General features: G+C 71.7%; 20 protein-coding genes. 13 read left to right on the plus strand and 7 right to left on the minus strand.

All coding sequences use genetic code 11. The features are described 5' to 3' along the window. Positions 1–321: 321 nt before the first annotated feature. A complete protein-coding gene (locus AB6V29_RS00320) occupies positions 322–2,100 on the minus strand; it encodes a DUF222 domain-containing protein (protein ID WP_369356391.1) in 1,779 nt (592 codons plus the stop codon). Between the two features lie 871 nt (positions 2,101–2,971). Further along, positions 2,972–3,706, minus strand: coding sequence for an exonuclease domain-containing protein (locus tag AB6V29_RS00325; protein ID WP_210076583.1), 735 nt, complete (start codon positions 3,704–3,706; stop codon positions 2,972–2,974). A 110-nt stretch (positions 3,707–3,816) separates the two neighbouring features. Between AB6V29_RS00325 and AB6V29_RS00330 the strand changes: the two genes are divergently transcribed. After that, complete coding sequence (locus AB6V29_RS00330) at positions 3,817–4,689, plus strand: alpha/beta fold hydrolase (RefSeq protein ID WP_369356394.1); 873 nt, start codon at positions 3,817–3,819, stop codon at positions 4,687–4,689. 52 nt (positions 4,690–4,741) lie between these two features. On the opposite strand, the gene AB6V29_RS00335 is transcribed toward AB6V29_RS00330, so the two are convergent. After that, positions 4,742–5,302: a CGNR zinc finger domain-containing protein gene (locus AB6V29_RS00335; RefSeq protein ID WP_369356396.1), complete on the minus strand. Its 561-nt coding sequence runs from the start codon at positions 5,300–5,302 to the stop codon at positions 4,742–4,744. 71 nt (positions 5,303–5,373) lie between these two features. On the opposite strand from AB6V29_RS00335, the gene AB6V29_RS00340 reads away from it, so the two are divergent. Then, positions 5,374–6,366, plus strand: coding sequence for a DMT family transporter (locus AB6V29_RS00340; protein WP_369356398.1), 993 nt, complete (start codon positions 5,374–5,376; stop codon positions 6,364–6,366). Between the two features lie 46 nt (positions 6,367–6,412). Here AB6V29_RS00340 and AB6V29_RS00345 read toward each other — a convergent pair whose 3' ends face one another. Continuing rightward, the gene (locus tag AB6V29_RS00345) at positions 6,413–6,886 is read right to left on the minus strand and encodes an Lrp/AsnC family transcriptional regulator (RefSeq protein WP_210076576.1); all 474 of its coding nucleotides are present in this window, start codon (positions 6,884–6,886) and stop codon (positions 6,413–6,415) included. A 173-nt stretch (positions 6,887–7,059) separates the two neighbouring features. Here AB6V29_RS00345 and pdhA point away from each other — a divergent pair, with 173 nt between their 5' ends. Genes pdhA through AB6V29_RS00360 form a run of 3 tightly spaced genes read left to right on the plus strand, consistent with a single transcriptional unit; the run spans position 7,060 to position 10,887 of the window. Then, positions 7,060–8,196 (plus strand): pyruvate dehydrogenase (acetyl-transferring) E1 component subunit alpha, encoded by a 1,137-nt coding sequence (pdhA, locus tag AB6V29_RS00350; protein ID WP_267787436.1) that lies wholly within the window; start codon positions 7,060–7,062, stop codon positions 8,194–8,196. Positions 8,197–8,245: 49 nt separating this feature from the next. Then, positions 8,246–9,274, plus strand: coding sequence for an alpha-ketoacid dehydrogenase subunit beta (locus tag AB6V29_RS00355; RefSeq protein WP_267787435.1), 1,029 nt, complete (start codon positions 8,246–8,248; stop codon positions 9,272–9,274). Continuing rightward, positions 9,271–10,887, plus strand: a complete 1,617-nt coding sequence (locus AB6V29_RS00360) for a 2-oxo acid dehydrogenase subunit E2 (protein WP_369356401.1) — start codon at positions 9,271–9,273, stop codon at positions 10,885–10,887. Before AB6V29_RS00355 ends, AB6V29_RS00360 begins: the two co-directional genes overlap by 4 nt. A gap of 203 nt (positions 10,888–11,090) precedes the next feature. Here AB6V29_RS00360 and AB6V29_RS00365 read toward each other — a convergent pair whose 3' ends face one another. Continuing rightward, the gene (locus AB6V29_RS00365) at positions 11,091–11,837 is read right to left on the minus strand and encodes a TetR/AcrR family transcriptional regulator (protein WP_369356402.1); all 747 of its coding nucleotides are present in this window, start codon (positions 11,835–11,837) and stop codon (positions 11,091–11,093) included. 124 nt (positions 11,838–11,961) lie between these two features. Between AB6V29_RS00365 and AB6V29_RS00370 the strand changes: the two genes are divergently transcribed. From AB6V29_RS00370 to AB6V29_RS00390, 5 genes are read left to right on the plus strand one after another with little or no spacing between them, the layout of a single operon-like run. Then, entirely contained in the window at positions 11,962–13,551 is a 1,590-nt protein-coding gene (locus AB6V29_RS00370) for a carboxyl transferase domain-containing protein (protein WP_369356403.1), read from the plus strand. A 5-nt stretch (positions 13,552–13,556) separates the two neighbouring features. Then, the gene (locus tag AB6V29_RS00375; protein ID WP_369356405.1) at positions 13,557–15,989 is read left to right on the plus strand and encodes a biotin carboxylase N-terminal domain-containing protein; all 2,433 of its coding nucleotides are present in this window, start codon (positions 13,557–13,559) and stop codon (positions 15,987–15,989) included. After that, a complete protein-coding gene (locus tag AB6V29_RS00380; RefSeq protein WP_307316550.1) occupies positions 15,986–17,161 on the plus strand; it encodes an acyl-CoA dehydrogenase family protein in 1,176 nt (391 codons plus the stop codon). The genes AB6V29_RS00375 and AB6V29_RS00380 overlap by 4 nt, the downstream gene beginning before the upstream one ends. Beyond that, the gene (locus AB6V29_RS00385; protein WP_307316551.1) at positions 17,158–17,625 is read left to right on the plus strand and encodes a MaoC family dehydratase; all 468 of its coding nucleotides are present in this window, start codon (positions 17,158–17,160) and stop codon (positions 17,623–17,625) included. Before AB6V29_RS00380 ends, AB6V29_RS00385 begins: the two co-directional genes overlap by 4 nt. Continuing rightward, the gene (locus AB6V29_RS00390; protein WP_369356407.1) at positions 17,622–18,464 is read left to right on the plus strand and encodes a CoA ester lyase; all 843 of its coding nucleotides are present in this window, start codon (positions 17,622–17,624) and stop codon (positions 18,462–18,464) included. Before AB6V29_RS00385 ends, AB6V29_RS00390 begins: the two co-directional genes overlap by 4 nt. 52 nt (positions 18,465–18,516) lie before the next feature. On the opposite strand, the gene AB6V29_RS00395 is transcribed toward AB6V29_RS00390, so the two are convergent. Then, entirely contained in the window at positions 18,517–19,104 is a 588-nt protein-coding gene (locus AB6V29_RS00395) for a histidine phosphatase family protein (RefSeq protein WP_369356409.1), read from the minus strand. 184 nt (positions 19,105–19,288) lie between these two features. Further along, on the minus strand, positions 19,289–20,101 hold the full coding sequence (locus tag AB6V29_RS00400) for an alpha/beta fold hydrolase (protein ID WP_289942464.1): 813 nt from the start codon (positions 20,099–20,101) through the stop codon (positions 19,289–19,291). Positions 20,102–20,303: 202 nt separating this feature from the next. Between AB6V29_RS00400 and AB6V29_RS00405 the strand changes: the two genes are divergently transcribed. The 3 genes from AB6V29_RS00405 (at position 20,304) to AB6V29_RS00415 (ending at position 23,147) form a co-directional block, all read left to right on the plus strand. Continuing rightward, positions 20,304–21,404 (plus strand): cupin domain-containing protein, encoded by a 1,101-nt coding sequence (locus AB6V29_RS00405; RefSeq protein ID WP_267787426.1) that lies wholly within the window; start codon positions 20,304–20,306, stop codon positions 21,402–21,404. A gap of 136 nt (positions 21,405–21,540) precedes the next feature. Beyond that, a complete protein-coding gene (locus tag AB6V29_RS00410; RefSeq protein WP_369356411.1) occupies positions 21,541–22,365 on the plus strand; it encodes a fumarylacetoacetate hydrolase family protein in 825 nt (274 codons plus the stop codon). Further along, positions 22,362–23,147 (plus strand): maleylpyruvate isomerase family mycothiol-dependent enzyme, encoded by a 786-nt coding sequence (locus AB6V29_RS00415; RefSeq protein ID WP_369356412.1) that lies wholly within the window; start codon positions 22,362–22,364, stop codon positions 23,145–23,147. The genes AB6V29_RS00410 and AB6V29_RS00415 overlap by 4 nt, the downstream gene beginning before the upstream one ends. The last annotated feature ends 137 nt before the right edge of the window (positions 23,148–23,284 follow it).

The following is a 23,284-nucleotide window of genomic DNA, read 5'->3' on the forward strand; positions in this document are numbered from 1 at the left end:
GGGGCAACGGCGCGGGCGCAGCGAGACCCGGGGTCGAGTCGGAGCCTGGACCAGGGCAGGCGATGCCAGCAGGTGCGCGGCCCGGCCCAAAGATCGGGCGGGGTCCGGGTCCGGGCCGGGTTTGCGGCAGCGGCCGCGCAGTGCGGGCGCAGGAAGGGCAGGATCGGGGTTCAGTCAGGGGGAAGCGGTGCGGGAGGAGAGGGCCACGGGAGGGCCGGGTCCAAGGCAACGCGACTGCCGGTTTGGAACAGCGCGTGCGTCGGTGCAGGGCGAACCGAGCTCGCGGTCCGGTCTCATCGCGGCGGTCTCGCCACGTCGTTCCTAGAACGGCGGTGGATCTGTCCCGTATCTCCCACCGAGGGGAGAGGTCCAGGCGCTGTCGCCGCCGGCCCCGTGGTCGATATCCCAGCGGCTCTCGTGGCGCAGGCGATGGTGATGGCGGCATTTGGGGTCGAGGTTGTCATCGTCGGTGGTTCCGCCGTCGGCCCACGCGGTGCGGTGATCGATGTCGCACTCGCGTGCAGCGCGACCGCACCCGGGGAAGACGCAGGTGGGCGAGGTGACACCGAGCCACCGGCGGAGGGCGACGGGAACCCGGTACGTCTTGCGGTCGAGTATGAGCGGGGCGCCGGTCACCGGATGGGTGAGGAGTCGGATCCATGAGGTCGCGGTGCTGGCCAAGCGCCGCGCCGTGTCGAGATCGATCGGCCCGTACCCCTCGAGCGTTGCGGGCTCGCTGCTGTGACCCAGGAGGGTGAGCGCGGGGATCGTGACGACGACGGTCGCTGAAGGCGCGGCTCGGAAGGTGCGCGGGGCGGTAGGTGAATCATGGGGTGCGTCGGGTGAGGGTGCGGGTGCGGGTCGCGGGGCTCCGGTTTCGTGAGCGCTGGATGATCCGCGGGGCTCGGCGTGCCGTATGTCGGGTGGGTAGGGCGCGCGTAGCGCTTCGCCCGGTGAATGAGGCCTCGGGCCTGCACCATCGACCGCTTGAGGGGAGGGGCCGACGGTGCCGTCAGCCGGGGTCGGGTCCATCGATGCGGGCACCGGGTCGTCCGTCATCGTCACCAGGTCCGCGAGGGCGTCTGCTCGCAGTTGCGCGAGTGTGCGCTCTTCGTCGGGCGCAGCGCGCAGGTGCCGAGCTGCCTGGTCGAGGCGTGACATCACGGCGCGAGCGCGGTCAGCGGGGAGAAGCGCGTGCAGCGAAGCCATGCCGTCGAGGTCGGCTCTCATCCACACGCCGCGCTCCTCTGCAGCCCGACGGTGACGGGTCTCGATGGACTCGGCGTGGACGCGCTCGCGAATGGCGCGGGCCGCCACGGCGAACTTCGCCGGGGGCAGGGCCAGCGCCTGCGCGCACGCTTCGTCGTCGAAGCGCCGAAAGGCGTCGGCGTCGCCGGCGGGGAGGGTCGAAGCCATCCGGGCCGCGTCGACGGCGTGCTTCTCGGAAAAGCGCCCCTCACCGAAGGCGGTCCACAGCATTGGGCAACCGACGGCCAGCGTCCGCGCGTGAGCGGCCCTCGTCCGGACCGTCTGTTCGGACAGATACAGGCGCACCGCGATCTCGGCGACAGCGGCGCGTTCCGCGAGGTCGACGCGGTCGCGCCGCACGGCGCCGGGCGTGCGGCCTCGGGAATCACTCCAGGCGCGATCCACCGTGGGGTCGGGTCCGACCCACGGTGTGGGGTCGAAGGCGGCATCATCGAGGATCGCCAGGATCAGACGGTACTCGTCGGCGGTCGCACGCTGCCGATCCCTGACGACGCACTCGAGGTGCCCCAATCGCGCGTCGATGTCGGAGACCCCTGCGGCTTCGCTGCCGGGCGGGTCGATGACGTCGTCCCACTCCCACTCCCAGGTCGCGGCACCGTCGGGGGCCTGAGGAGTGTGCGGCACCCGCAGCGGCGCGCTGCGCCCGGGCGAGGGAGACACGGGGTTCGCCGACGGGGCCTCGTCGCCCGTCGACCATTGCACATCGCCGCTCTCGCGAAAAGCAGCCCATGCGGCTTCGAGCTCGAGCTCGTCGTCGCTGGGCCAGGGCGCGCCGTCGCACTCTCGGAACACCGGCGTCGGCCGGTCTTCGGAGCGTGCGATGCGGGTCATGGGAGAACGGTATCGCCGACCTCCGACATTGGGTCGGGGTCGCATTCACTTGGTGAATCCGAGTCTGAAGGGCGACCTCGCACGCGAGTCCGGTGAAGGCCGGCGAGCGCAGGGGTAGAGCAGGGGCGGTTGCGGAACTCCCTCAACGCTGCTCCTCAGCGGCCGCGCTCGTGACCTCTTCGCCTAGGAGAGGGGAGGAGCAGGCCTGGACCGGGCGTCGGGCCTTGCTCCTGACCGGGGCGGCACCTGGGGTCAGGTTGGTGTCGTGGTGTCGGGGCGGTGGGCGCGCGGCAAGGGGTGAGAGCAGGTTCGGATCGTGGGGGCGGTGTTGTGCACCGGGACGGGGGGTGAGAGCAGGCTCGGATCGGGGCGTCGGGTCTTGCTCCTGACCGGGGTGGGACCTGTGTTCAGGCTCGTGTCGTGGTGTGGGGGGGCGGTGTCGTGCACCGGGACGGGGCGAGAGCAGATTCGGGTCGCGGTGTCGGGGGCGTGTGGGTGGTGTTTCGACCGGGGCGGGATCGGAGGTCGGGTGTGTGTCGTGGTGGCCGGTAGTGGGGGCGGAGCTTCGACCGGTGAGGAAGCGGGGTTCGGGTTTCGGTCGTGTGGTCCGCTCGTGCGAGTCGTGTTTCGCGCCGGAATCGGAGAGGGGTTCGGGCTCGGATCGTCGCGCCGGCTCGTATGAGCGTGCTTTCGACCAGGAGAAGAGGTCGGCTCAGGCGCAGCTCGATGGTGTCAGGCTCGTGCGGATGGGGTGTTCAGTGGGTAAGGCGATCAGGTCGCACACTCGATCGCCGTGCCGGGAAAGCGCCCGGGCGCCCGGGGAGATTCGATGCTGTCCGATGCCGGGAGCCCGAGACCGGTCGTCCGGACGTCAGCGGATCGGCCAAGCCCCGTCGATCGCGGGAGCGGTGGCATCCAGCCGGCCGATCTTCACGAAGTACTCCGTGAGGCTCTCGGCTTGAGCGCGGGCCCAGGCGATCTGGCGGGTATGGAGCTCGTCGAGGGTCGAGGGGAGCCACGGGCCGAACTTCTCGGCGAGCGCCAGGGCGAGTCGCCCCGCAGCGACCGCGTCGGCGCAAGCCTCGTGGGCGGATTCGAGCGGCACACGGTAGTGCTCGGCGACGACCGAGAGGGTGCGCTTGCCGCGGCGGTACCGGTCGAAGGTCTTGTCGACCACGAGGGGGTCGATGACGGGGGAGGGGGCGGCGATCGGGGTGACGCCGTGACGCACGGCTTCGTTCTTCAGCATGGAGAAGTCGAAGGGCGCGTTGTAGGCGACGACCGGGATGCCGGCGGCGAACAGCGACCCGAGAGCCTCGACGACCTCGGCCACCACGCGCGGCGCCGGAGCGCCGTCGGCGCGGGCGCGATCGGTGGAGATGCCGTGGATGGCCGCGGCTCCCGCCGGGATCTCGACGCCGGGGTCGGCGAGCCAGTCGCGCGCGTCGACGACGTTGCCTTCGGCGTCGAGTACACCCACGTGCGCGGTGACGATGCGATCGTTCTCGACGTCGATCCCCGTGGTCTCGAGGTCGAACACGCCGACGAGGCGCGCCCACTCGGGCGTCTGGAAGAGGGGGAGCGGCTCGGCCTGCCACGTGGTCATGCGCTCACGGTAGAGGGGAGCTCCGACATCACCGTCGAGGCGCGCAGAGCGGGGTGGATGATGAAGAGCGCTCGATCAGAGTCGTGTGTCCCCCCTCGTAGACTCGACGCATGCCGAACCCCTACGCCGAACGCCTCGCCCAGATCCCCGTCGCGCGGCGCGAGGCGCGGGTTCTCGGGGGGACCACGGCGTACTGGGTCTACGGCGACGACGACGCCGGAACGACGATCGTGGCGGTGCACGGCTTCCGCGGTGAGCACCACGGGCTCGATCCGGTCGTGGCGCATCTTCCCGGCATCCGGGTCATCTCTCCCGACCTTCCCGGGTTCGGCGAGACCGCTCCGTTCGTCGGCCGCCCCCACGATCTCGACACCTACGCCGCGTGGCTGCGGGCGTTCGTCGAGCAGGTCGCTCCGGATGCCGTCGTGCTCGGCCACTCGTTCGGCTCGATCGTGGCGTCCGCGGCGGTGGCGGGCGGGTTGTCGACACCGAAGCTCATTCTCGTGAACCCCATCGGGGCCCCAGCCCTCGAGGGCCCGCGAGGCATTCTGACTCGTCTCGCCGTGTTCTACTACCTGGTCGGGGCGAGGCTCCCGCGCGTGCTCGGCGACGCGCTGCTGCGCAACGGCCTCATCGTGCGCGTGATGAGCAACGCCATGGCCAAGACCCGCGACCCCGACCTGCGCCGTTTCGTGCACGAGCAGCACGACGAGTACTTCTCACGCTTCGCCGACCGCGACGTGCTGCACGAGGCCTTCGTCACGAGCGTCTCGCACGACGTGCGCGAGTTCGCCCCGCGCATCGTGCAGCCGACGCTTCTCATCGCGGCCGAGAAGGACGACATCACCCCGATCGAGGCCGAGCGTCACCTGGCGACGTTGTTCCCCGATGCGCGGCTCGTGGAGATCCCCGAGGTCGGGCACCTGATCCACTACGAGACGCCGGAGGCGGCGGCATCCGCGATCCGGGAGTTCGTGGAGTAGTCGCGCGGAGCGCTCGGCCCCGGAATCGGGCCGAGCGCGAGACCGCGTCCGGTCAGGAGGGCGTGTGCGCCTTGCGCTTGCGATAGGCGTTGACGTTCATGCGGTTGCCGCAGTTGCCCGCGTCGCAGTACCGCTTCGATCCGTTCTTGGAGAAGTCGACGTACACGCCGTTGCAGTCGTCGGCGTCGCACACGCGCACGCGGTCGTACTCGTCGGCGCGGATGACGTCGACGAAGGCGAGCGCCGTCTCGACGAGGATGCGCGTGGCCAGCGGATCCGCCGGGTCGCTCGCGTGGATGTGCCAGTCGAGGCCGTCGTGACGCACGAGCTGGGGGAGCGCCCGCCCGTCGGCGAGCATCGCGTTGACGAGGGGGGCTGCCGCGTCGCGATCCGCGCTCCACAGCTCCAGGATGCGGGGCCGGATGCCGCGGACGTCGGCGAGCTCGCGGGCGTCGCGCGTGCGCGAGCCGGTGTAGCCGTGGCGGCCGGTGAAGGCCTCGAGGTCGGAGGCGTCGACGAGGGTGTCGACGCCGCTGACCTCCGTGTGGGGCAGGGTGTTGACGAGCTCGACGGCGGCGCGCAGCACGAGTTCGGTGTCACGGATGAAGACCACGTTGACTCCTGACAGGTAGAGGCCGTACTGTCACGAGTGTAAACCCCCTTCACTCGTGACAGCAGGCCCGCATGACCACGTCCTCCGTGACCCTCCCGCGTCCCACCCACCGCGGCTCCACCGCCGTCACCGGCCTCGCGATCGCCGTGGCCTCGGCCTTGGCGTTCTCCTCCAGCGGGCCGTTCGTCAAACCCCTGCTCGACGGCGGCTGGTCGCTGGGAGCGGTGCTCCTGGTGCGCATGGGGCTCGCGGCGCTGCTGCTCTCGCCCGCGCTCGTGCGCGCGGTACTCCGGCAGCGCGGGTTCCTGCGCCGCCACGGGCTGCTGATCGTGTCGTTCGGTCTGACCGCCGTCGCCGGATGCCAGCTGTTCTACTTCGCCGCGATGCAGCGGATGCCGGTGGCCGTCGCCCTGCTCATCCAGTACATCGCGCCGGTGCTCATCGTCATCGCCGTGTGGGTGCGCACCCGCCGCTCGCCGTCGAGGGCCGTGCTGATCGGGTCCGTCGTGGCGATGGCCGGTCTCGTGCTCGTCGTCGACATCAGCGGTGCACGGTTCGACCTGCTTGGCACGCTCTTCGCGCTGTGCGCCGCGGTGTGCGCGGCGGCGTACTTCGTCATCGCCGGGCGCGCGGGCGACGACCTCCCGCCCCTGGCTCTCGCCGCCGGCGGCCTGCTCACCGGGGCACTGCTTATGGGGGTGCTGGTGCTCACCGGAGTGCTGCCCTTCGCGGCACCCTCGATCACCGTGTCGCTCGCGGGGCTCGAGCTTCCCGGCATCCTGCCTCTGCTGTGGGTGGGCGGTGTCGCGACCACCGTCGGTTACGCGCTCGGGGTCATCGCGGTGCCGCTCATCGGCGCGCGGCTGGCCTCTTTCGTGGGGCTCAGCGAGGTACTGTTCGCGCTGGGGTTCGCGTGGCTGCTGCTCGGTGAGACACCGGCGCCGGTCCAGTTCGCGGGCGGAGCGCTGATCCTCGTGGGCGTGGTTCTCGTGCGGATGGATGCCGGGAGCCCGACCGAGCAGAAGACCGAGACGGCGAGCATTCCGGTGATCCCGGCGCCGTAGACGGAGGGTTTCGGCGCCGTGAGATCGGCGACCCCCGGCGCCGACGCTAGATCTCGTCGCGCGCCAGCTGCATCAACGGGCCCACGCGGTAGCCGATGACCTCGCCCATGACGAGAGACGTCTCGGTGCGCTCGACGCCCTCGATCGCGAGGATGCGGGCGTCGGTGTCGAACAGGTGCTGGGTGTCGCGGCACGCGACCCGCACGAGCAGATCGACCTGCCCGCTCAGCCCGTGCGCCTGCAGGACCTCGGGAACCTTGGCGAGCTCGGCGCGGATCACCGGCAGCTCGGCCTGACGGACGGTCACCTGCAGGAACGCCTCGATCGGGAAGCCGAGGGCTTCCGCCGACAGCGTGCGTTCGTACGACAGGAAGACACCCCCGCGTTCCAGGCGGCTCATGCGCGCCTGGACGGTGTTGCGGGAGAGCCCGAGTTTCTCGGCGAGGGCGACGACGGTGGCGCGCGGATCGGCGGACAGGGCGCGGAGGAGGTCGAGGTCGACCGCGTCGAGCTTGCTCATGGTGCGAAACATTAGCAGCGCGAAGGTCGTTCGCGGTGGGCACGATGCTCAATGTGACGGCGAGGTCTTGAGCGGGGTGCGTTCCGCGCGTACGGTCGGCCTCGTCGGCGGTGCTGCCGGCATCCATACGCCCCCGCTCTCACGAGGAGCCCGGGCAGCACGGAGGGATGACGATGACGTACACCCAGACGCGAGGCTCTTCTGCGGGAAGCGCCGACGATCACGACGCCCCCGAGGACGTGCTCCGCCTTCTCGAGCCCGACGGCTCCCGGATCGCCGACGACACCCTCGACCCCTGGGTCGCCGACCTCTCGCCGCACGAGCTGCGCGCCCTGCACCGCGACATGGTCCTCACCCGCAGACTGGATGCCGAGGGCGTCGCCCTCCAACGTCAGGGCCAGCTGGCGCTGTGGGCTCCGTGCCGCGGACAGGAGGCCACCCAGGTGGGCACGGCCCACGCCCTCGCCCCCGGCGACTTCGTCTTCCCCAGCTATCGCGAGCACGGCGTGCTGCTCGGGCGTGGCGCCAAGCCCGCCGACTACGTGCTCGCGTGGCGCGGCGAGGAGCACTCGGCCTACGACCACACGTCGATCAACGCCGCTCCTCCCCAGATCATCATCGGCGCGCAGTCGCTGCACGCCACCGGCTGGGCGATGGGCGCCCAGCGCGACGGCTCCTCCGACGTCGCGGTCGCGTACTACGGCGATGGGGCGACCAGCCAGGGCGACGTCAACGAAGCGATGGTCTTCGCCTCGTCGTTCCGCGCCCCCGTCGTCTTCGTCTGCTCGAACAATCAGTGGGCGATCAGCGAACCCGTCACCGTCCAGGCGAAGTACCCCATCGCGGGTCGAGCGCCGGGGTTCGGCATCCCGAGCCTCCGGATCGACGGCAACGACGCCCTCGCCTGCGTCGCCGCGATGCGGTGGGCCCTCGATCGCGCTCGACGCGGTGAGGGTCCCTCGTTCATCGAGGCCGTGACCTACCGCATGGGACCCCACACCACGAGCGACGACCCCACCCGCTACCGCGATGCCGCCGAGGTCGAGGAGTGGGCGCAGCGCGACCCCATCGCGCGGCTCGAGGCGTACCTGCGCGCCGAGGGGATGCTGGACGATTCCGGCATGGCCGAGGTCGCCCGTGCCGCCGACGCGCTCGCCGCCGAGGTGCGCGCGGCGTGCATCGGGGCGACGACGCGCGCACCCGAGACGATGTTCGACCACGTGTATGCGGAACCCCACGCCGGGCTCGCGCGGCAGAGGGCGGAGTACGTCGAGTACATGGCCGGCTTCGAAGGGGAGGGTTCGCGATGACGATGTCCACCACGACCGGTACGGCGACAGGAAGCAGGGAGGCGTCGCGATGACTTCCCTCACCCTCGGTTCCGCGATAAACGCGGGCCTGTCCCGCGCTCTGGACGGCGATGAGAAAGTCCTGCTCATGGGCGAGGACATCGGCAAGCTCGGCGGCGTCTTCCGCGTGACCGACGGCCTGCAGCAGCGTTTCGGCGCGCACCGCGTGGTCGACACCCCGCTCGCCGAAGCCGGGATCGTCGGGACCGCGGTCGGCCTCGCCCTGCGCGGCTACCGCCCCGTCGTCGAGATCCAGTTCGACGGCTTCGTCTACCCGGCGTTCGATCAGATCGTCTGCCAGGTCGCCAAGCTCCACTACCGCAGCAACGGGCGGATCCGGATGCCGCTGGTGATCCGCATCCCGTGGGCCGGGGGAGTGGGAGCAGCCGAGCATCACTCCGAGTCGCCCGAGGCGTACTTCGTGCACACCGCCGGGCTGCGCGTGGTCGCGGCGTCGAACCCGCAGGACGCGTACGTCATGCTGCGGCAGGCGATCGCCTCCGACGACCCGGTCATCTTCTTCGAGCCCAAGCGTCTGTATCACTCCAAGGGCGAGGTCGATCTGGATGTCGACCTCGCCGACGCTCCGCCGATGCACCTCGCCCGCGTCGCCCGCGAGGGCACCGACGCGACGATCGTCACCTACGGCGCCCAGGTGCGCACGGCTCTCGACGCCGCGCTCGCCGCGGAGGACGAGGGGATCTCGCTCGAGGTCATCGACCTGCGCTCGCTCTCGCCGATCGACATGAACACGGTCGCGGCATCCGTCCGCAAAACCGGTCGGGTCGTGGTCACCCATGAGGCGGCCCGCGAGGCGGGGGTGGGGGCCGAGCTCGTCGCGAGCATCACCGAGCAGTGCTTCCACTACCTCGAGGCGCCGCCACAGCGTGTGACCGGGCACGACATCCCGTATCCGCCCTCGAAGCTCGAGAAGCACCACGTGCCGGATCTGGATCGGATCCTGCACGCGGTCGACCGGGTGCGGGAGCGCGGGTCGCACGAGAGCGCCGTCGAGACGAGCGGAGGGGGAGTTCGATGATCGCGGAGTTCCGCCTCCCCGATCTCGGCGAGGGTCTTCCCGAAGCCGAGATCGTGCAGTGGCACGTGTCGGAGGGCGACACCGTCGCCCTCAACCAGACCATCGCCGAGGTCGAGACGGCCAAGGCTATCGTCGAGATCCCCTCGCCCTACGCGGGCACCGTGCAGGGTCTGCACGCCGCGGCCGGAGACACGGTCGAGGTCGGTTCGCCCCTCGTGTCGTTCGCCGTCGAGGGGGCGGATGCCGGCACCTCGGCGCCCGCGGGGCAGGCGGTCGCGGGCCAGGCTGTCGCGGGGCAGATGCCCGCGGGGCAGGCGCCCGCGGGGCAGGCCGTCGCGGGACAGGTGCCTGCGGGGCAGGCTACCGCGGGGCAGGCTACCGCGGGGCAGGGTGTCGCGGCACGGACCGAGGGTCAGACGACGGGTTCGTCGCGGTCCGCGGGTGGATCGGCCGACCGTCCTGCGGAGTCGGGCGGCGACACGCCGCTTTCGGACCCTGCCGAACGGCGTGTCGCCGCCGACATCCGCACGACGGCTCCGAGTGCGGGAGAGGGAGAACGGGCGACGCCCAACCTCGTCGGCTACGGCGCCGCGCCGAGCTCGGGCACCCGCCCGCGCCGCCGCGCCCGCGGGGCCGGAACCGTCACGCTCGACACCGACCACGCCGTACGCGAGGCGGCCCCGCACGACATCGTGCGGACGGGTCCGATCGACCTCCCGGTCGAGCGTCCGCGGTCCACGCCTCCGGTGCGCAAGTTCGCGAAGGACCACGGGGTCGACCTGGTGCTCGTCGCGGCTGCGCATCCGGGCGAGATGGTCACACGAGCGCACATCGAGGAGTACCTCGCCCGTGCCGCGGTGTCGCCGCCGGATGCCGCGGTGCCTCACGCCAGCGTTCCCCCCTCGCCGGGAGACCGGGTCACGCGCACGCCGATCCGCGGGGTGCGCAAGCACACGGCGGCGGCGATGGTGCAGAGCGCGTTCACCGCCCCGCACGCGACGACCTTCCTCACGCTGGATGCGACCGCGACGACCGAGCTGCTGGCATCCCTCAAAACCGACCGTGCACTGGACGGGCACAGAATCGGGCTGCTCGCGATCGTGGCGAAGGCGGTGTGCCTCGCTCTCGGGCGGACTCCCGCACTGAATGCGAAGTGGGACGGGGCGGCCGGAGAGATCGTCGAGCACCACTACGTGAACCTGGGGATCGCCGCCGCGACCGACCGGGGACTGGTGGTTCCGGTGATCGCCGACGCGGACCGTCTCGACCTCGTCGACCTGGCCGACACGATCGCCGAACTCGCTGCCACCGCCCGCGCCGGGCGCACCGCCCCCGCCGCGATGACCGGCGGAACCTTCTCGATCACCAACGTGGGTGTGTTCGGAGTGGATGCCGGAACCCCGATCCTCAACCCGGGCGAGGCCGGAATCCTCGCCGTCGGCGCCCTGCGGCGCACCCCCTGGGAGCACCACGGCGAGATCGCGCTGCGCGATGTGCTCACCCTCAGCCTCTCGTTCGACCACCGGCTGGTCGACGGGGCCGAGGCCGCGCGCTTCCTCACCGACGTCGCCGGAGTGCTTCGCGAGCCTGGGCGGGCGATGCTGCTGCGCTGAGCCGGTGGCGCGGGCCCCGGTTCGTGCTCGCGGGCAGTGGGAGCCGGGGTGACGCCTGATCGAGTGTTCAGGGCACCCGGACGCCGTGCCGGGGGTGTGGGTGCGTGTTCCCGTTGAGTGTCCAGAACATCCGGGCGCGATGTCGGGGGCGTCCGGGTTTCTTGGACACTCGCGGCGATGAAGGGGCGGGCGGATGCCGCAGCTCACGCCGTCAGCGCCGCCAGAGCCATGCGGGTCAGGGTGGGGCGGACGCGTGACGCGGGCACGCCCCGCACACTGTGCGGCGTGGAGTTGATCAGGCCGAAGCACGCGAGGGCGCGCACGCGGCGCTCGGCCGGGGACTCGGCATCCGGATTCCGCGCGGCGAGAGCCGCCGTCCAGACGGCGACGTACGCGTTCTGTAGGTCGCGGACGGCGCGACGGTCGTCGGGGGAAAGGCGGTCGAGGTCGCGATCCTGCACGCGGATCACGTCGGCCTCGGCGAGCGCGAACGTGACGTGGAAGTCGACCAGGGCTTCGAGGACGCCGCCCGGGCCTTTCGTCGGGCGGGGGGCGGTCCCGTGACCGGGGTTCTCGAACGCCGGGGCGGGTGTGTCGGGGCTGCATCGCGCGAGACGGTCGTCGGGTGTCTGGGGATCGTGTCCGACCCCACGTCCGCCCCGCAGCAACCGCTCGCTGACGTCGACCAGGATCGCGCCGAGCAGCGCCTGCTTGCTGGAGACGTGCCGGTACACGGCGGGGCCGCTCACCCCCGCCGCTTCGCCGATGTCGCCGAGGGTGACGCCGTCGAAGCCGCGTTCGGCGAAGAGGCGGGCCGCGGCGGCGAGCAGGGCCGCGCGGCGATCGGCCTTGGCGCGGTCGCGCGCCGTGCCCGCGGGGGCGGGGGGAGTCGCCGCGTCGGCTCGTGGCGTACCGGCGATCGCCGGGGGGCCCTCGTTCGCTCTTGTCATCGGCATCCGCTCGGGTTAGCCTGGCATTTCAGTTAGCCAACATTAACTGAAACCCCACCCCGCGGGAACGACCCCGACGGGAACGACGGTGCCGTCGACGATGCGGCACCGAGACGGAGCCGCCATGAGCACAGCACCGGTCATCGACACCGCCGCACCCGCGCCGACCCAACGCGGCCTCGTCGAAGAGCTCCGCGCGATCCTGGCCCGCGCAGCCCGCGGCGGCTCGGACACCGCGCGCGAACGGCACACGGGCCGCGGCAAACTCCTCGCGCGCGAGCGCATCGACCGGCTCCTCGACGAGGGCAGCCCCTTTCTCGAGGTCGCCCCGCTCGCGGCCCACGGCCTCTACGACGGCGAGGCGCCCGGAGCCGGCGTTGTCGCGGGGATCGGGCTCGTGCACGGGCGCCACGTCATGGTGCTCGCGAACGACGCGACCGTGAAAGGCGGAGCCTACTTCCCGCTCACGGTGAAGAAGCACCTGCGCGCGCAGGACATCGCCCGCGAGAACCGCCTGCCCTGCGTCTACCTCGTCGACTCGGGCGGGGCCTTCCTGCCGATGCAGGACGAGGTGTTCCCCGACCGCGATCACTTCGGCCGCATCTTCCGCAATCAGGCGCAGCTGTCGGCCCTCGGCATCCCGCAGATCGCCGCCGTCATGGGCTCGTGCACCGCGGGCGGCGCCTACGTCCCCGCGATGAGCGACGAGAGCGTCATCGTGCGCGGCCAGGGCACGGTGTTCCTGGGCGGACCGCCCCTGGTCAAGGCCGCGATCGGTGAAGACGTCACCGCCGAACAGCTCGGCGGCGGTGATCTGCACGCCCGCCGCTCGGGGGTGGTCGACCACCTCGCCGACGACGACGAGCACGCGCTCGAGATCGTGCGGGACATCGTCGCCACTCTGCCGCCGACGGCCGCCCCGGTATGGGACGTGGTCGAACAAGCGCCCCCGGCACGCGCCCCCGAAGAGCTCTACGACATCGTCCCCGCCGACGTCTCGCAGCCCGTCGACTTGCGCGCGATCATCGACACCCTCGTCGACGCCGATTCCCTGCACGAGTTCAAGGCGCTCTATGGCGAGAGCGTCATCACGACCTTCGCTCGCCTGCACGGACACCCCGTCGCCGTCATCGCCAACGACGGCGTGCTCTTCAGCGAGTCCGCCCTCAAGGCCGCGCACTTCATCGAGCTCGCCGATCAGCGCGGCATCCCCCTGCTCTTCCTCCAGAACATCACCGGGTTCATGGTGGGGCGCGATGCTGAGGCCGGCGGCATCGCGAAAGACGGCGCCAAGATGGTCACCGCCGTCGCCTCCACCCGCGTCCCCAAGCTCACGGTGCTCGTGGGCGGCTCGTACGGCGCCGGCAACTACGCGATGTGCGGGCGCGCGTACGACCCGAGATTCCTCTGGACCTGGCCGTCGAGCCGCATCTCGGTCATGGGCGGGGCGCAGGCGGCCTCCGTCCTCTCGACCGTCACGCGCGAGCAGCGCGCCGCGCGCGGTCAGGAGTGGACGGATGCCGACGACCAGGCGTTCCAGCAGCCCATCCGCGAACGCTACGAAGAGCAGGGCAGCCCCTACTACGCCACCGCCCGGCTCTGGGACGACGGCGTGATCGACCCCGCCGACACCCGCACGATGCTCGGGCTCGCCCTCGATGTCGTCAGCCGGGTGCCGCTGGCAGACCGAGCCTTCGGGCTCTTCCGGATGTGAGCGAGATGACCGAGATCTCCAGCCCGCCGGCGTCGGTCGTGACGTCGACCCCGCGCTCCGGTGCCGACGCGCCCCGGATGTTCGCGTCCGTTCTCGTCGCCAACCGCGGCGAGATCGCGCGCCGGGTGTTCCGGACGCTGCGGCGTCTCGGCATCCGCTCGGTCGCGGTCTTCACCGATGCGGATGCCGACGCCCCCCACGCCCGTGAGGCCGACCGCGCCGTGCGCGTGCCGTCGTATCTCGACGTCGACGCGGTGGTGGCCGCCGCGGTGGCCTCGGGCGCGGAGGCCGTGCACCCGGGCTACGGCTTTCTTAGCGAGAACGCCGGTTTCGCGCGCGCGTGCGCCGCGGCCGGGATCGTGTTCGTCGGCCCGGGAGTCGAGGCGCTCGAGGTGATGGGCGACAAAATCCGCGCGAAGGAGCACGTCGCGGCGCACGACGTGCCGACCGTGCCGGGCTTCTCCGCAATGGGGCTGAGCGACGACGAGATCGCCGCCGAGGCCGACCGGGTCGGATACCCGCTGCTCGTGAAGCCCTCCGCCGGCGGGGGCGGCAAGGGCATGACGATCGCGACGGGCCCCGCCGACCTCGCCGACGCCCTCGCGACCGCCCGCCGGGTCGCCGCCGCGGCCTTCGGCGACGACACCCTGCTGCTCGAGCGCCTGCTCGAGCGCCCCCGCCACATCGAGGTGCAGGTGCTCGCCGACGCGCACGGCACCACCCTCTCGCTCGGCGAGCGCGAGTGCACCCTGCAGCGGCGGCACCAGAAGGTGATCGAGGAAGCGCCGTCGCCGGTGGTCGACCCCGAGACACGCGCGCGTCTGGGGGAGGCGGCTGTGGCCGCGGCGCGGAGCGTCGGCTACCTCGGTGCCGGCACCGTGGAGTTCCTGGTCGCGGGCGACCGGCTCGACGAGCCGTTCTTCATCGAGATGAACACGCGCCTGCAGGTCGAGCACCCCGTGACCGAGATGGTCACCGGCATCGACATCGTCGAGCAGCAACTGCGGGTCGCGGCGGGCTTCGCGCTGGATCTGCCCGAGATCCGCCTCGAGGGACACGCGATCGAGGCGCGCGTGTACGCCGAGACGCCCTCGCGCGGCTACCTGCCCTCGACCGGGACCGTGAGTCTGTGGCATCCGGGATCCGCTCGCGTCGACAGCGCCGTCGAGACGGGAAGCGTCGTCAGCTCGCTGTACGACCCGATGATCGCCAAGGTCATCGCGCACGGCCCCGATCGCGAGAGCGCGATCGCCCGCCTCGACGCGGCGCTGGCCGAGACGGTCGTGCTCGGCGTCGACACGAACATCGCCGACCTGCGGGCGCTGTTGGCCGACGCCGCCGTGCGCGCGGGGGATCTCGACACCGGGCTGCTGGACCGGCGGGGGACCCCCGTGGCCCCAGAACCGTCGCCGACCGCGCTGGCCGCGGTGGCCGAGCGGGCGAGGGCGGATGCCGAGACCCCGGGCGACGGCTCGGTGTGGCGTCGCGTCGGAGCCTGGCGTGCCGGGGGAGCGACGCCCGCTCGGACGCTGGCGCTCGAGGACGACGGCGGCCGTGTGCACCTGGTCAGTCCGGCCGAGGCCGATGCCCGTGTGACGGGCGGTCCGGTCGAGTACTGGGTGCACGCCGACGGCGTCGCGCACCGCCTGCGTCTCGTCTCGCGCCGGGCCGCCGCCGAGCGTCGCCGAACCACCGCGGGCCGCGGCCCCAGGGCCGTGACCCCCGACCTCGTCGCCCCCCTTCCGGGCACCGTGGTCGCGGTGCACGTCGCCGACGCGGACGCCGTCGAGGCCGGTGCCCGGCTCGTCACGATCGAGGCCATGAAGATGGAGCACACGGTCACCGCACCACACGCCGGCATCGTGCGGCTGCACACGGCGACGGGCGCGCAGGTCGCCCGCGACGCGGTCGTCGCGACGGTGACCCCCGCGGTCTCCGAGCCCGACGGTCACGCCGGAGCCTCGGCATCCGCCGGCAGTGCGAGCAGAACCTCAGCGATTCGCGCAACCTCCGTCGCGGGGCCGGCGGGTGGGGCTGAGGATGTGCGGGTCGCGGAGGATGTGGGCGCCGACGTGGTGCCCCCGGGTGTCCCCGGGCCCCACGATCGCGTCGGCGTCGCGGAGGACATGCGCGCCGACGTGATGCGCCCGGGCGTCCCTGGGCCCCACGATCGCGCTGGTGTTGCGAGCAGGACTTCAGCGATTCGCGCAACCTCCGTTGCGGGGGCGGCGGGTGGGGCTGAGGATGTGCGGATCGCGGAGGATGTGCGCGCCGACGCGGTGCCCCCGGGCGTCCCCGGGCCCCGCGATCACGCCGGCACCCCGGCATCCGCCGGCACCCCGGGATCCGCCCCCAGCCCGGCATCCGCGCCCGTCCCGGCACCCGCCCCCAGCCCGGCATCCGCCACCATCCCTTCCCACAAGGAGACCCTCCCGTGAGCATCGACAGCCAGCAGGCCTTCACCGACGACGAGCGCGAACTGAGCGCGATGGTGCGCGAGTTCGCCGACGAGGTCATCGCGCCGCGCTCGTACGAAGCCGACCGTGCGCACGAGCTGCCCCTCGATCTGGTCGAGCAGATGGGCGAGCTCGGGCTGTTCGGGCTGCCCTTCCCCGAGGAGGTCGGCGGACAGGGCGGCGACTACGCGAGCCTCTGCGTCGCGATCGAGGGCATCGCGCGCGTCGATCAGTCGATGGCCATCACCCTCGAGGCGGGCGTAGGGCTGGGCGCCATGCCCATCTACCGCTACGGCACCGAGGATCAGAAGGCCCGGTACCTGCCCGACCTCGTCGCGGGTCGTGCCCTCGCCGGATTCGGACTCACCGAGGCCGAGGCGGGCAGCGACGCCGGGGCCACCCGCACCACCGCGACGCTCGAGGGCGGCGAGTGGGTGATCGACGGGTCGAAGCAGTTCATCACCAACTCCGGCACCGACATCACCCGGTTCGTCACCGTCACCGCCGTCACCGGCCGCACGGGCGAGCGCTCCGAGATCTCGACGATCATCGTGCCCAACGGCACGCCCGGCTTCACCGTCGGCCCCGCGTACGACAAGGTCGGCTGGAACGCCTCCGACACCCACCCGCTGACCTTCGACGGCGTGCGAGTGCCCGAGGCCAACCTGCTCGGCGAGCGCGGGCACGGGTTCAAGAACTTCCTGCGCACGCTCGACGAAGGCCGCGTCGCGATCGCGGCGCTCGCCACGGGGGCCGCGGAGGGGTGCCTCGAGGCCGCCGTCGACTACGCCCGCAGCCGCACCGTCTTCGGCGAGCGGCTGTCGACGCGCCAGAGCATGCAGTTCCTGCTCGCGCGCATGCACGCCCGCGTCCACACCGCGCGCCTGGCGTGGGTGCACGCCGCGCGGCTGTGCGACGCCGGCAAGCCCTTCACGGTCGATGCAGCCGTGGCGAAGATGACCGCGAGCGACGCCGCGATGGCGAACGCGCGGGATGCGACACAGGTGTTCGGCGGCAACGGATTCATCAACGAGTACCCCGTGGCGCGGCACTACCGCGACTCGAAGATCCTCGAGATCGGAGAGGGCACCACCGAGGTGCAGCTCATGGTGATCTCGCGCGCGCTGGGGCTCGCGGGTACCGTTGCCGCATGATCGAGCAGCGCGGCCTGTATTTGGAGGAGTTCATCGTCGGCGAGAGGTACGCGCACCGCCCCGGGCGCACCGTGACCGATGCCGACAACGTCCTGTTCACGACCCTGACGATGAACGCGCAGGCCCTGCACCTCGATTCCGCCTATGCGGCGACCCAGCCTTTCGGTCGTCCCCTGGTCAACTCGATGTGGACGCTGTCGACCCTCGTCGGCCTCTCCGTCGCGCAGCTGACGCAGGGAACACTCGTGGCGCAGCTGGGGCTGACCGACGTGAGCTTTCCCGCGCCGCTGTTCGTCGGCGACACCCTGGCCGCCGAGACCGAGATCGTGTCGGTGCGGCCCTCCGCCTCCCGCCAGGGGCAGGGCGTGGTCGTCATGGCGCACACCGGGCGCTCGCAGAACGACGAGGTCGTGGCCACCGCCACCCGCACGGTGCTGGTCTGGGCGAGCGAGGGGCGGGCATGAGCGGGATTCACTCCGATGCCCGCTCGGCAACACGCGCGTTCGTCCTCGGACCCGCGTTATTGTTCGTTCCGGCCGATCGCCCCGAACGGCTGCCGAAGGCCCTCGAGCGGGCGGATGCCGCGATCCTCGACCTCGAGGATGCCGTGTCCGCAGAGGCGAAGGCATCGGCGCGCGAGGCGATGATCGCCGCCGATCCCGACCCCGAGCGCGTGATCGTGCGGGTGAACGCACCGGAGACACCGGACTTCGCGCTCGACCTCGATGCGCTGGCGCTCACGCGCGTGCGGCGCGTGATGGTCGCGAAGGCCGAGACGCCGGCATCCCTCGATCCCACAGGCGGGTTCGAGGTGATCGCTCTGTGCGAGACGGCGCGAGGGATCGTCAACACCGAGCAGCTCGCGGCGCTCCCGCAGGTCGTGGCGCTGATGTGGGGTGCGGAAGACCTCGTCGCCAGCCTGGGCGGTACGTCGAGCCGCCGTGACGACGGGGGCTACCGCGACGTCGCACGCGTCGCGCGGGCACGCGTGCTGCTGGCCGCGGGGGCGTTCGGCAAGCGGGCCATCGACGCCGTGCACGTCGACATCGCCGACCTGGAGGGGCTCGCCGAGGAGGCTCGGGATGCCGCTGCCTCCGGGTTCGCCGCCACGGCGTGCATCCACCCGGGGCAGGTCGCGACGATCCGCGAGGCATACGCCCCGAGCGCCGATCTCATCTCGTGGGCACGGGGCGTCCTCGACGCGGCACAGGGGGAGCGGGGCGTGTTCCGTTACGAGGGACGCATGATCGACGAGCCGATCCTGCGGCACGCGCGTTCGGTGGTGGCGCGCGCGGGGGAGTGAGGAGATCCCTCAGGTTCTCACGTGACGCCGGGTCTGTGCGGAGACGGGGATCTCAGCTCGCGACGCCGGCGTAGGCCAGCATCTCCCAGCGGTCGCCTTCGAGGCGGAACGTCGTCGCCGAGCAGTTCGGCAGGCGCTCGCCCTCGCGGGGAAACTCCCCGTCGGTGGCGAACATGATGACCTCGCGGATGAGTGCGCCGTGGGCGACGGCGATCACGTCGACACCCGCGGGAGCGGATGCCACGGCCTCGGCGATCGCGGTGAGGGCGCGCTCGCGCACCACCGGCCAGGTCTCGGCGCCGGGGACGTCGGCCGCGTGCCACGGGCCGTAGGTCCGGTAGAAGGTCGGGGCGTCCATCCCCTCGGCGTCGCCGTACGAGCGCTCCTGCAATCCGGGCAAACGGCGCGACACGGTGGTGCCCAGGGCCGCGGCGATGATGTCGGCGGTCTCGGCGGCACGACCCAGGTCGCTCGACACGACGATGACGTCGCGCCCCGCGTACTCGGCGGCGAGCGTGTCGGCGATGCCCCGCGCCTGCAGACGACCGGTGTCGTTCAGGGGGATGTCGGTCGAGCCCTGGATCCGCCCCTCGTAGTTCCACGCGGTCTCGCCATGTCGCACCAGAGTCAGGATGGTCACCGTTCGAGCCTAACCCGGGGGTGGGGTGCGCATCCCGCCGCCTGTACCCCGCCGCCCGCTCCCTCGCACCGCGTGCGGAGGCTCCGGGCGCCCGAGCGCTCCGTCGGACGGCGGAACCGTCCAGACTCGTGGGGCCCCCGGCGCGGTCGGGGCACGCGCCGGGGGCCGGTCCTGGGGGCGGGGGTTACCGAACGACCGCGGCGGTATCGAGCGCGTCGACCACGACGCGGGTGAAGCCTCGCGGATCGGCGAGATGCGCGAAGTGGTCGGCGCCCTCGATGTCGGTGATGCCCGCGCCGGGGATGATGTTCGCCAGATCGTGAGCGGACTGATACAGAAATGACGTGGTCGCCGTGCCCGCGATGAGGTGGGTGGGGTCGTCGATCTCCGCGTAGGGCGCGAGGTCGCTGCCGAGGGCGTCGATCTCGGCGAGCTCGCGCACCCACGTGGGGGTCAGGGGCACGCTGGCGCCCCACAGCGGTGTCTCGCGGATGAACGGGATCGCCTCGGCGGGCACGCGCACGAAGTTCACCAGCGCGTACTCGAGGGCGGCGTCGAGGTCACCGGCATCCACGAGTTCTCGGTATCCGGCGAGGCGGTCGCCCGCGACGGGGCCCTGCACGGCGAGCGGAGGCTCGTAGGCGAGGAGAGTGCCGCCGCCGAGGCCGTGCTCGCGCGCGTAGGCGAGGGTGGCGAGGGCGCCGAACGAGTGGCCCAGGAGGTGTGCTCCGGGGCCGGCGACCTCCCTCATCGCGGCGATGTCGGCGACCTCGTGGGCGAGGGAGTAGTCACCGGCATCCCCGGTGCCGCCGCGGCCGCGTCGGTCGTACACGTAGAGCGTGACGTGCTCGGCGAGCGCTTCGCTGACGGGGATCCACTGCTCCTTCGTCGCGATGCTCCCGTGCGTCACCACGAGCGCGGGCCCCCGGCCGCGGCGGAAGTACGAGATGGGAGTGCCATCGGACGAAGTGGTCGCGTGGTGCTCGAGTTCGGACATGCTCTGCCTCCTTGCAGATCGGCGTCGATGCTCTCACCGGGGCCGTGGCGCCGTGCCGCGGCATCCCGTGGCGACATGGTGTAACAGATTCGTGTCTTGCGCAAGGGAAATGTCTCGCCTCGTCGAAACGTGTGACAAAAGTGCGTTGCGCAACGAAGCAAAGTAATGCAACCTGGAACCACGCCGACGTCGAGGAGGACCGATGAGCGAGACCATCACCCCGGTCGAGAACGCGATGCAGCCCGAGGACACCCCCGAACTGCGCGCCCTGTACCGAGGATTCGACGAGCAACACCTCATTCCCCTGTGGACGCAGCTCGACGACCTCATGCCGCAGACCCCGCAGCCCAAGGCCCTGCCATGGGTCTGGCGGTGGAGTGCCCTGCAGCCCCTGGCCGAGCGCGCCGGCGATCTCGTGCCCGTCGGGCGCGGCGGAGAGCGCCGTGCGATCGGTCTGGCCAACCCCGGAATGGGCGGACGCGCCTACATCTCGCCGACGCTGTGGGCGGCGATTCAGCAACTCGGCCCCCGCGAAACGGCACCCGAGCACCGGCATTCGCAGAACGCCTTCCGCTTCGTGACCTCCGGCGAGGGCGTCTGGACCGTCGTCAACGGCGATCCGGTGCGGATGAGCCGCGGCGACTTCCTGCTCACCCCGGGCTGGCATTTCCACGGGCACCACAACGAGACCGACGAGTCGATGACGTGGATCGACGGCCTCGACATCCCCTTCGCCTACCAGATGGACTCGGGGTTCTTCGAGTTCGGTTCCGAGCGGGTCACCGACGAGGCGACCCCCAACTACTCCCGCTCGGAACGCCTGTGGGCGCATCCGGGCCTCTTGCCGCTGGCCGGCCTGCGTCGCACCGTATCGAGCCCGATCGGCGCCTACCGCTGGGAGCACACCGACGCCGCCCTGACCGACCAGCTGCTGCTCGAGAGCGAGGGGATGCCGGCCACCGTCGGTCCCGGTCACGCCGCCGTGCGCTTCGCGAACCCCACCACCGGGGGAGACGTCATGCCCACCATCCGCGCGCAGTTTCACCGCCTGCGCGAGGGGGCCTCGACGCCGGTGCGACAGGAGGTCGGCTCAAACGTCTACCAGGTGTTCGACGGCGCCGGCCGGGTCCTGCTCGGCGACACCGAGCACACCGTCGAGCACGGCGACATCTTCGTCGTGCCCAGCTGGTGCCGCTTCCGCGTGCAGGCCGAAACGCGCCTGGACCTGTTCCATTTCAGCGACACCCCGATCTTCGAGGGGCTGGGGCTGTATCGCGAGTTCGAAGAGGAGACCGACCGATGACCCCCCGCAGAAATCCCTCCGATTCACACCGGGCGAACGGCCCGCGACGAGGGGAGGCTTCGATGACGCTCCGCACAACTCTCCCGGCCCTCGGTGTGATCGCTCCGTATGCCGGAGTCGTCGAGGGGAACCGCCCATGAAGCTCTGCACCATCCTGTGGAACGGTGACACCGCCGCCGCCCGTGTCGAGGGCGATCGCGCTGTCGTGCTGGAGGGGTTCGCCGACGTCGGAGCCGTGCTGCGCGCCGGGACTCCTTCGGCGGTGGCGTCGCTGGAGGGGGCGGTGATCGCGCTGGATGCCGTGCGCTATGCGCCCGTGATCGTGGCACCGAGCAAGATCGTGTGCGTCGGCCTGAACTACCGCGCCCACATCCTGGAGATGAAGCGCGAGCTGCCCGAGTATCCGGTGCTGTTCGCGAAGTTCGCCGACACCCTCGCCGCGGCCGGTGAAGAGATCGCCTTGCCGCCGGAGAGCCCCGAGGTCGACTGGGAGGGCGAGCTCGCGGTCGTCATCGGCGCCACCGTGCGCCGTGCGTCGGACGAGGAGGCCGAAGACGCGATCGCCGGCTACACCATCGCGAACGACGTCTCGATGCGCGATTGGCAATTCCGCACCCGCGAATGGCTGCAGGGCAAGACATGGGAGCGCTCGACGCCGCTCGGGCCGGTGCTCGCCACCCCCGAGGAGATCCCCTCTGACGCCCGGATGACCACGACCGTCGACGGCGTGCAGAAGCAGGTCGGCGACATCCACGACCTGGTCCACGGCCCCGTCGACCTCGTGCGGTACGTCTCGACCATCACGACCCTGCGCCCCGGTGACGTCATCCTCACCGGAACCCCCGGCGGCGTCGGGCACGCCCGCGAACCCCGCGAGTATCTGGCATCCGGAAGCGTGGTCGAGGTCGCGATCGACGGGATCGGGACGTTGACCAACCGATTCGTCCCGGAAGAGCCGTGAGCGGCGCCCCGCTGAGCCCCGAGCAGCTCGCCCTGCGCGAGCGGCAGGGGGCGGGCGCGCGCTACGACGCCGACGCCGCCCCGCACGCGCACCTCGATCTCGCGCGCCGGGGCACCGCGTACTTCGCCCGGCGGCTCATGCAGCTCGACGACGCCGACCTCGACGCGCCGAGCCTGCTGCCCGGATGGACGCGTCGTCACCTCGTGGCGCATGTCGGCTACAACGCCCGCGCCGTCGCCCGACTCGTCGAATGGGCGCGGACGGGCGTGGAGAACCGCATGTACGCCTCCGACACGCAGCGGTGGGACGAGATCGTGCTCGGCGCGACCCTGCCGACCCGGGCGCTGCGCCACCTCGTCGACCACGCCGCCGTGCACCTCGACGTCGAGTGGCGTGATCTCACCGATGCGCAGTGGGATGCCGAGGTCGTCACCGCGCAGGGACGCACGGTGCCCGCGCGCGAGACGGCGTGGATGCGGGCCAAGGAAGTGTGGGTGCACGCGGTCGACCTCGACAACGGCGGCTCGTTCCTCGACTTCCCGCCCGAGATGGTCGACGGGATCGTCGCCGACGTCCTGCGCGCCTGGACGCGCCGCAGCGAGCCCGGCGCGGTGGTGCTGCGGGCCACCGACCGAGACGCCGCACCGGGGGAGTACGGCGAGGGCGGCCCCGTGGTCGAGGGCGCCGCGGCCGACCTCGCGCGCTGGCTCGCCGGCCGTGGTGCGCGGCGACTGCGGGTCGTGGGCGGTGGGGAGCTGCCGGCGATCGCACGCTGGTTCTGAGGGCGCTCCGTCGCGACCGCTCGCGGAGGTGCTCCGCGTCGGGCGACGCGACTGGCATGCGGATGTCACCCGAGCGGAACTGCGGGACGGCACGCGCGGGGCCCACGCCGAACCATGCGCCCGGGCGTCGCCCGTGA

The organism is Microbacterium sp. 20-116 (assembly GCF_041079415.1).
GTDB lineage: Bacteria > Actinomycetota > Actinomycetes > Actinomycetales > Microbacteriaceae > Microbacterium.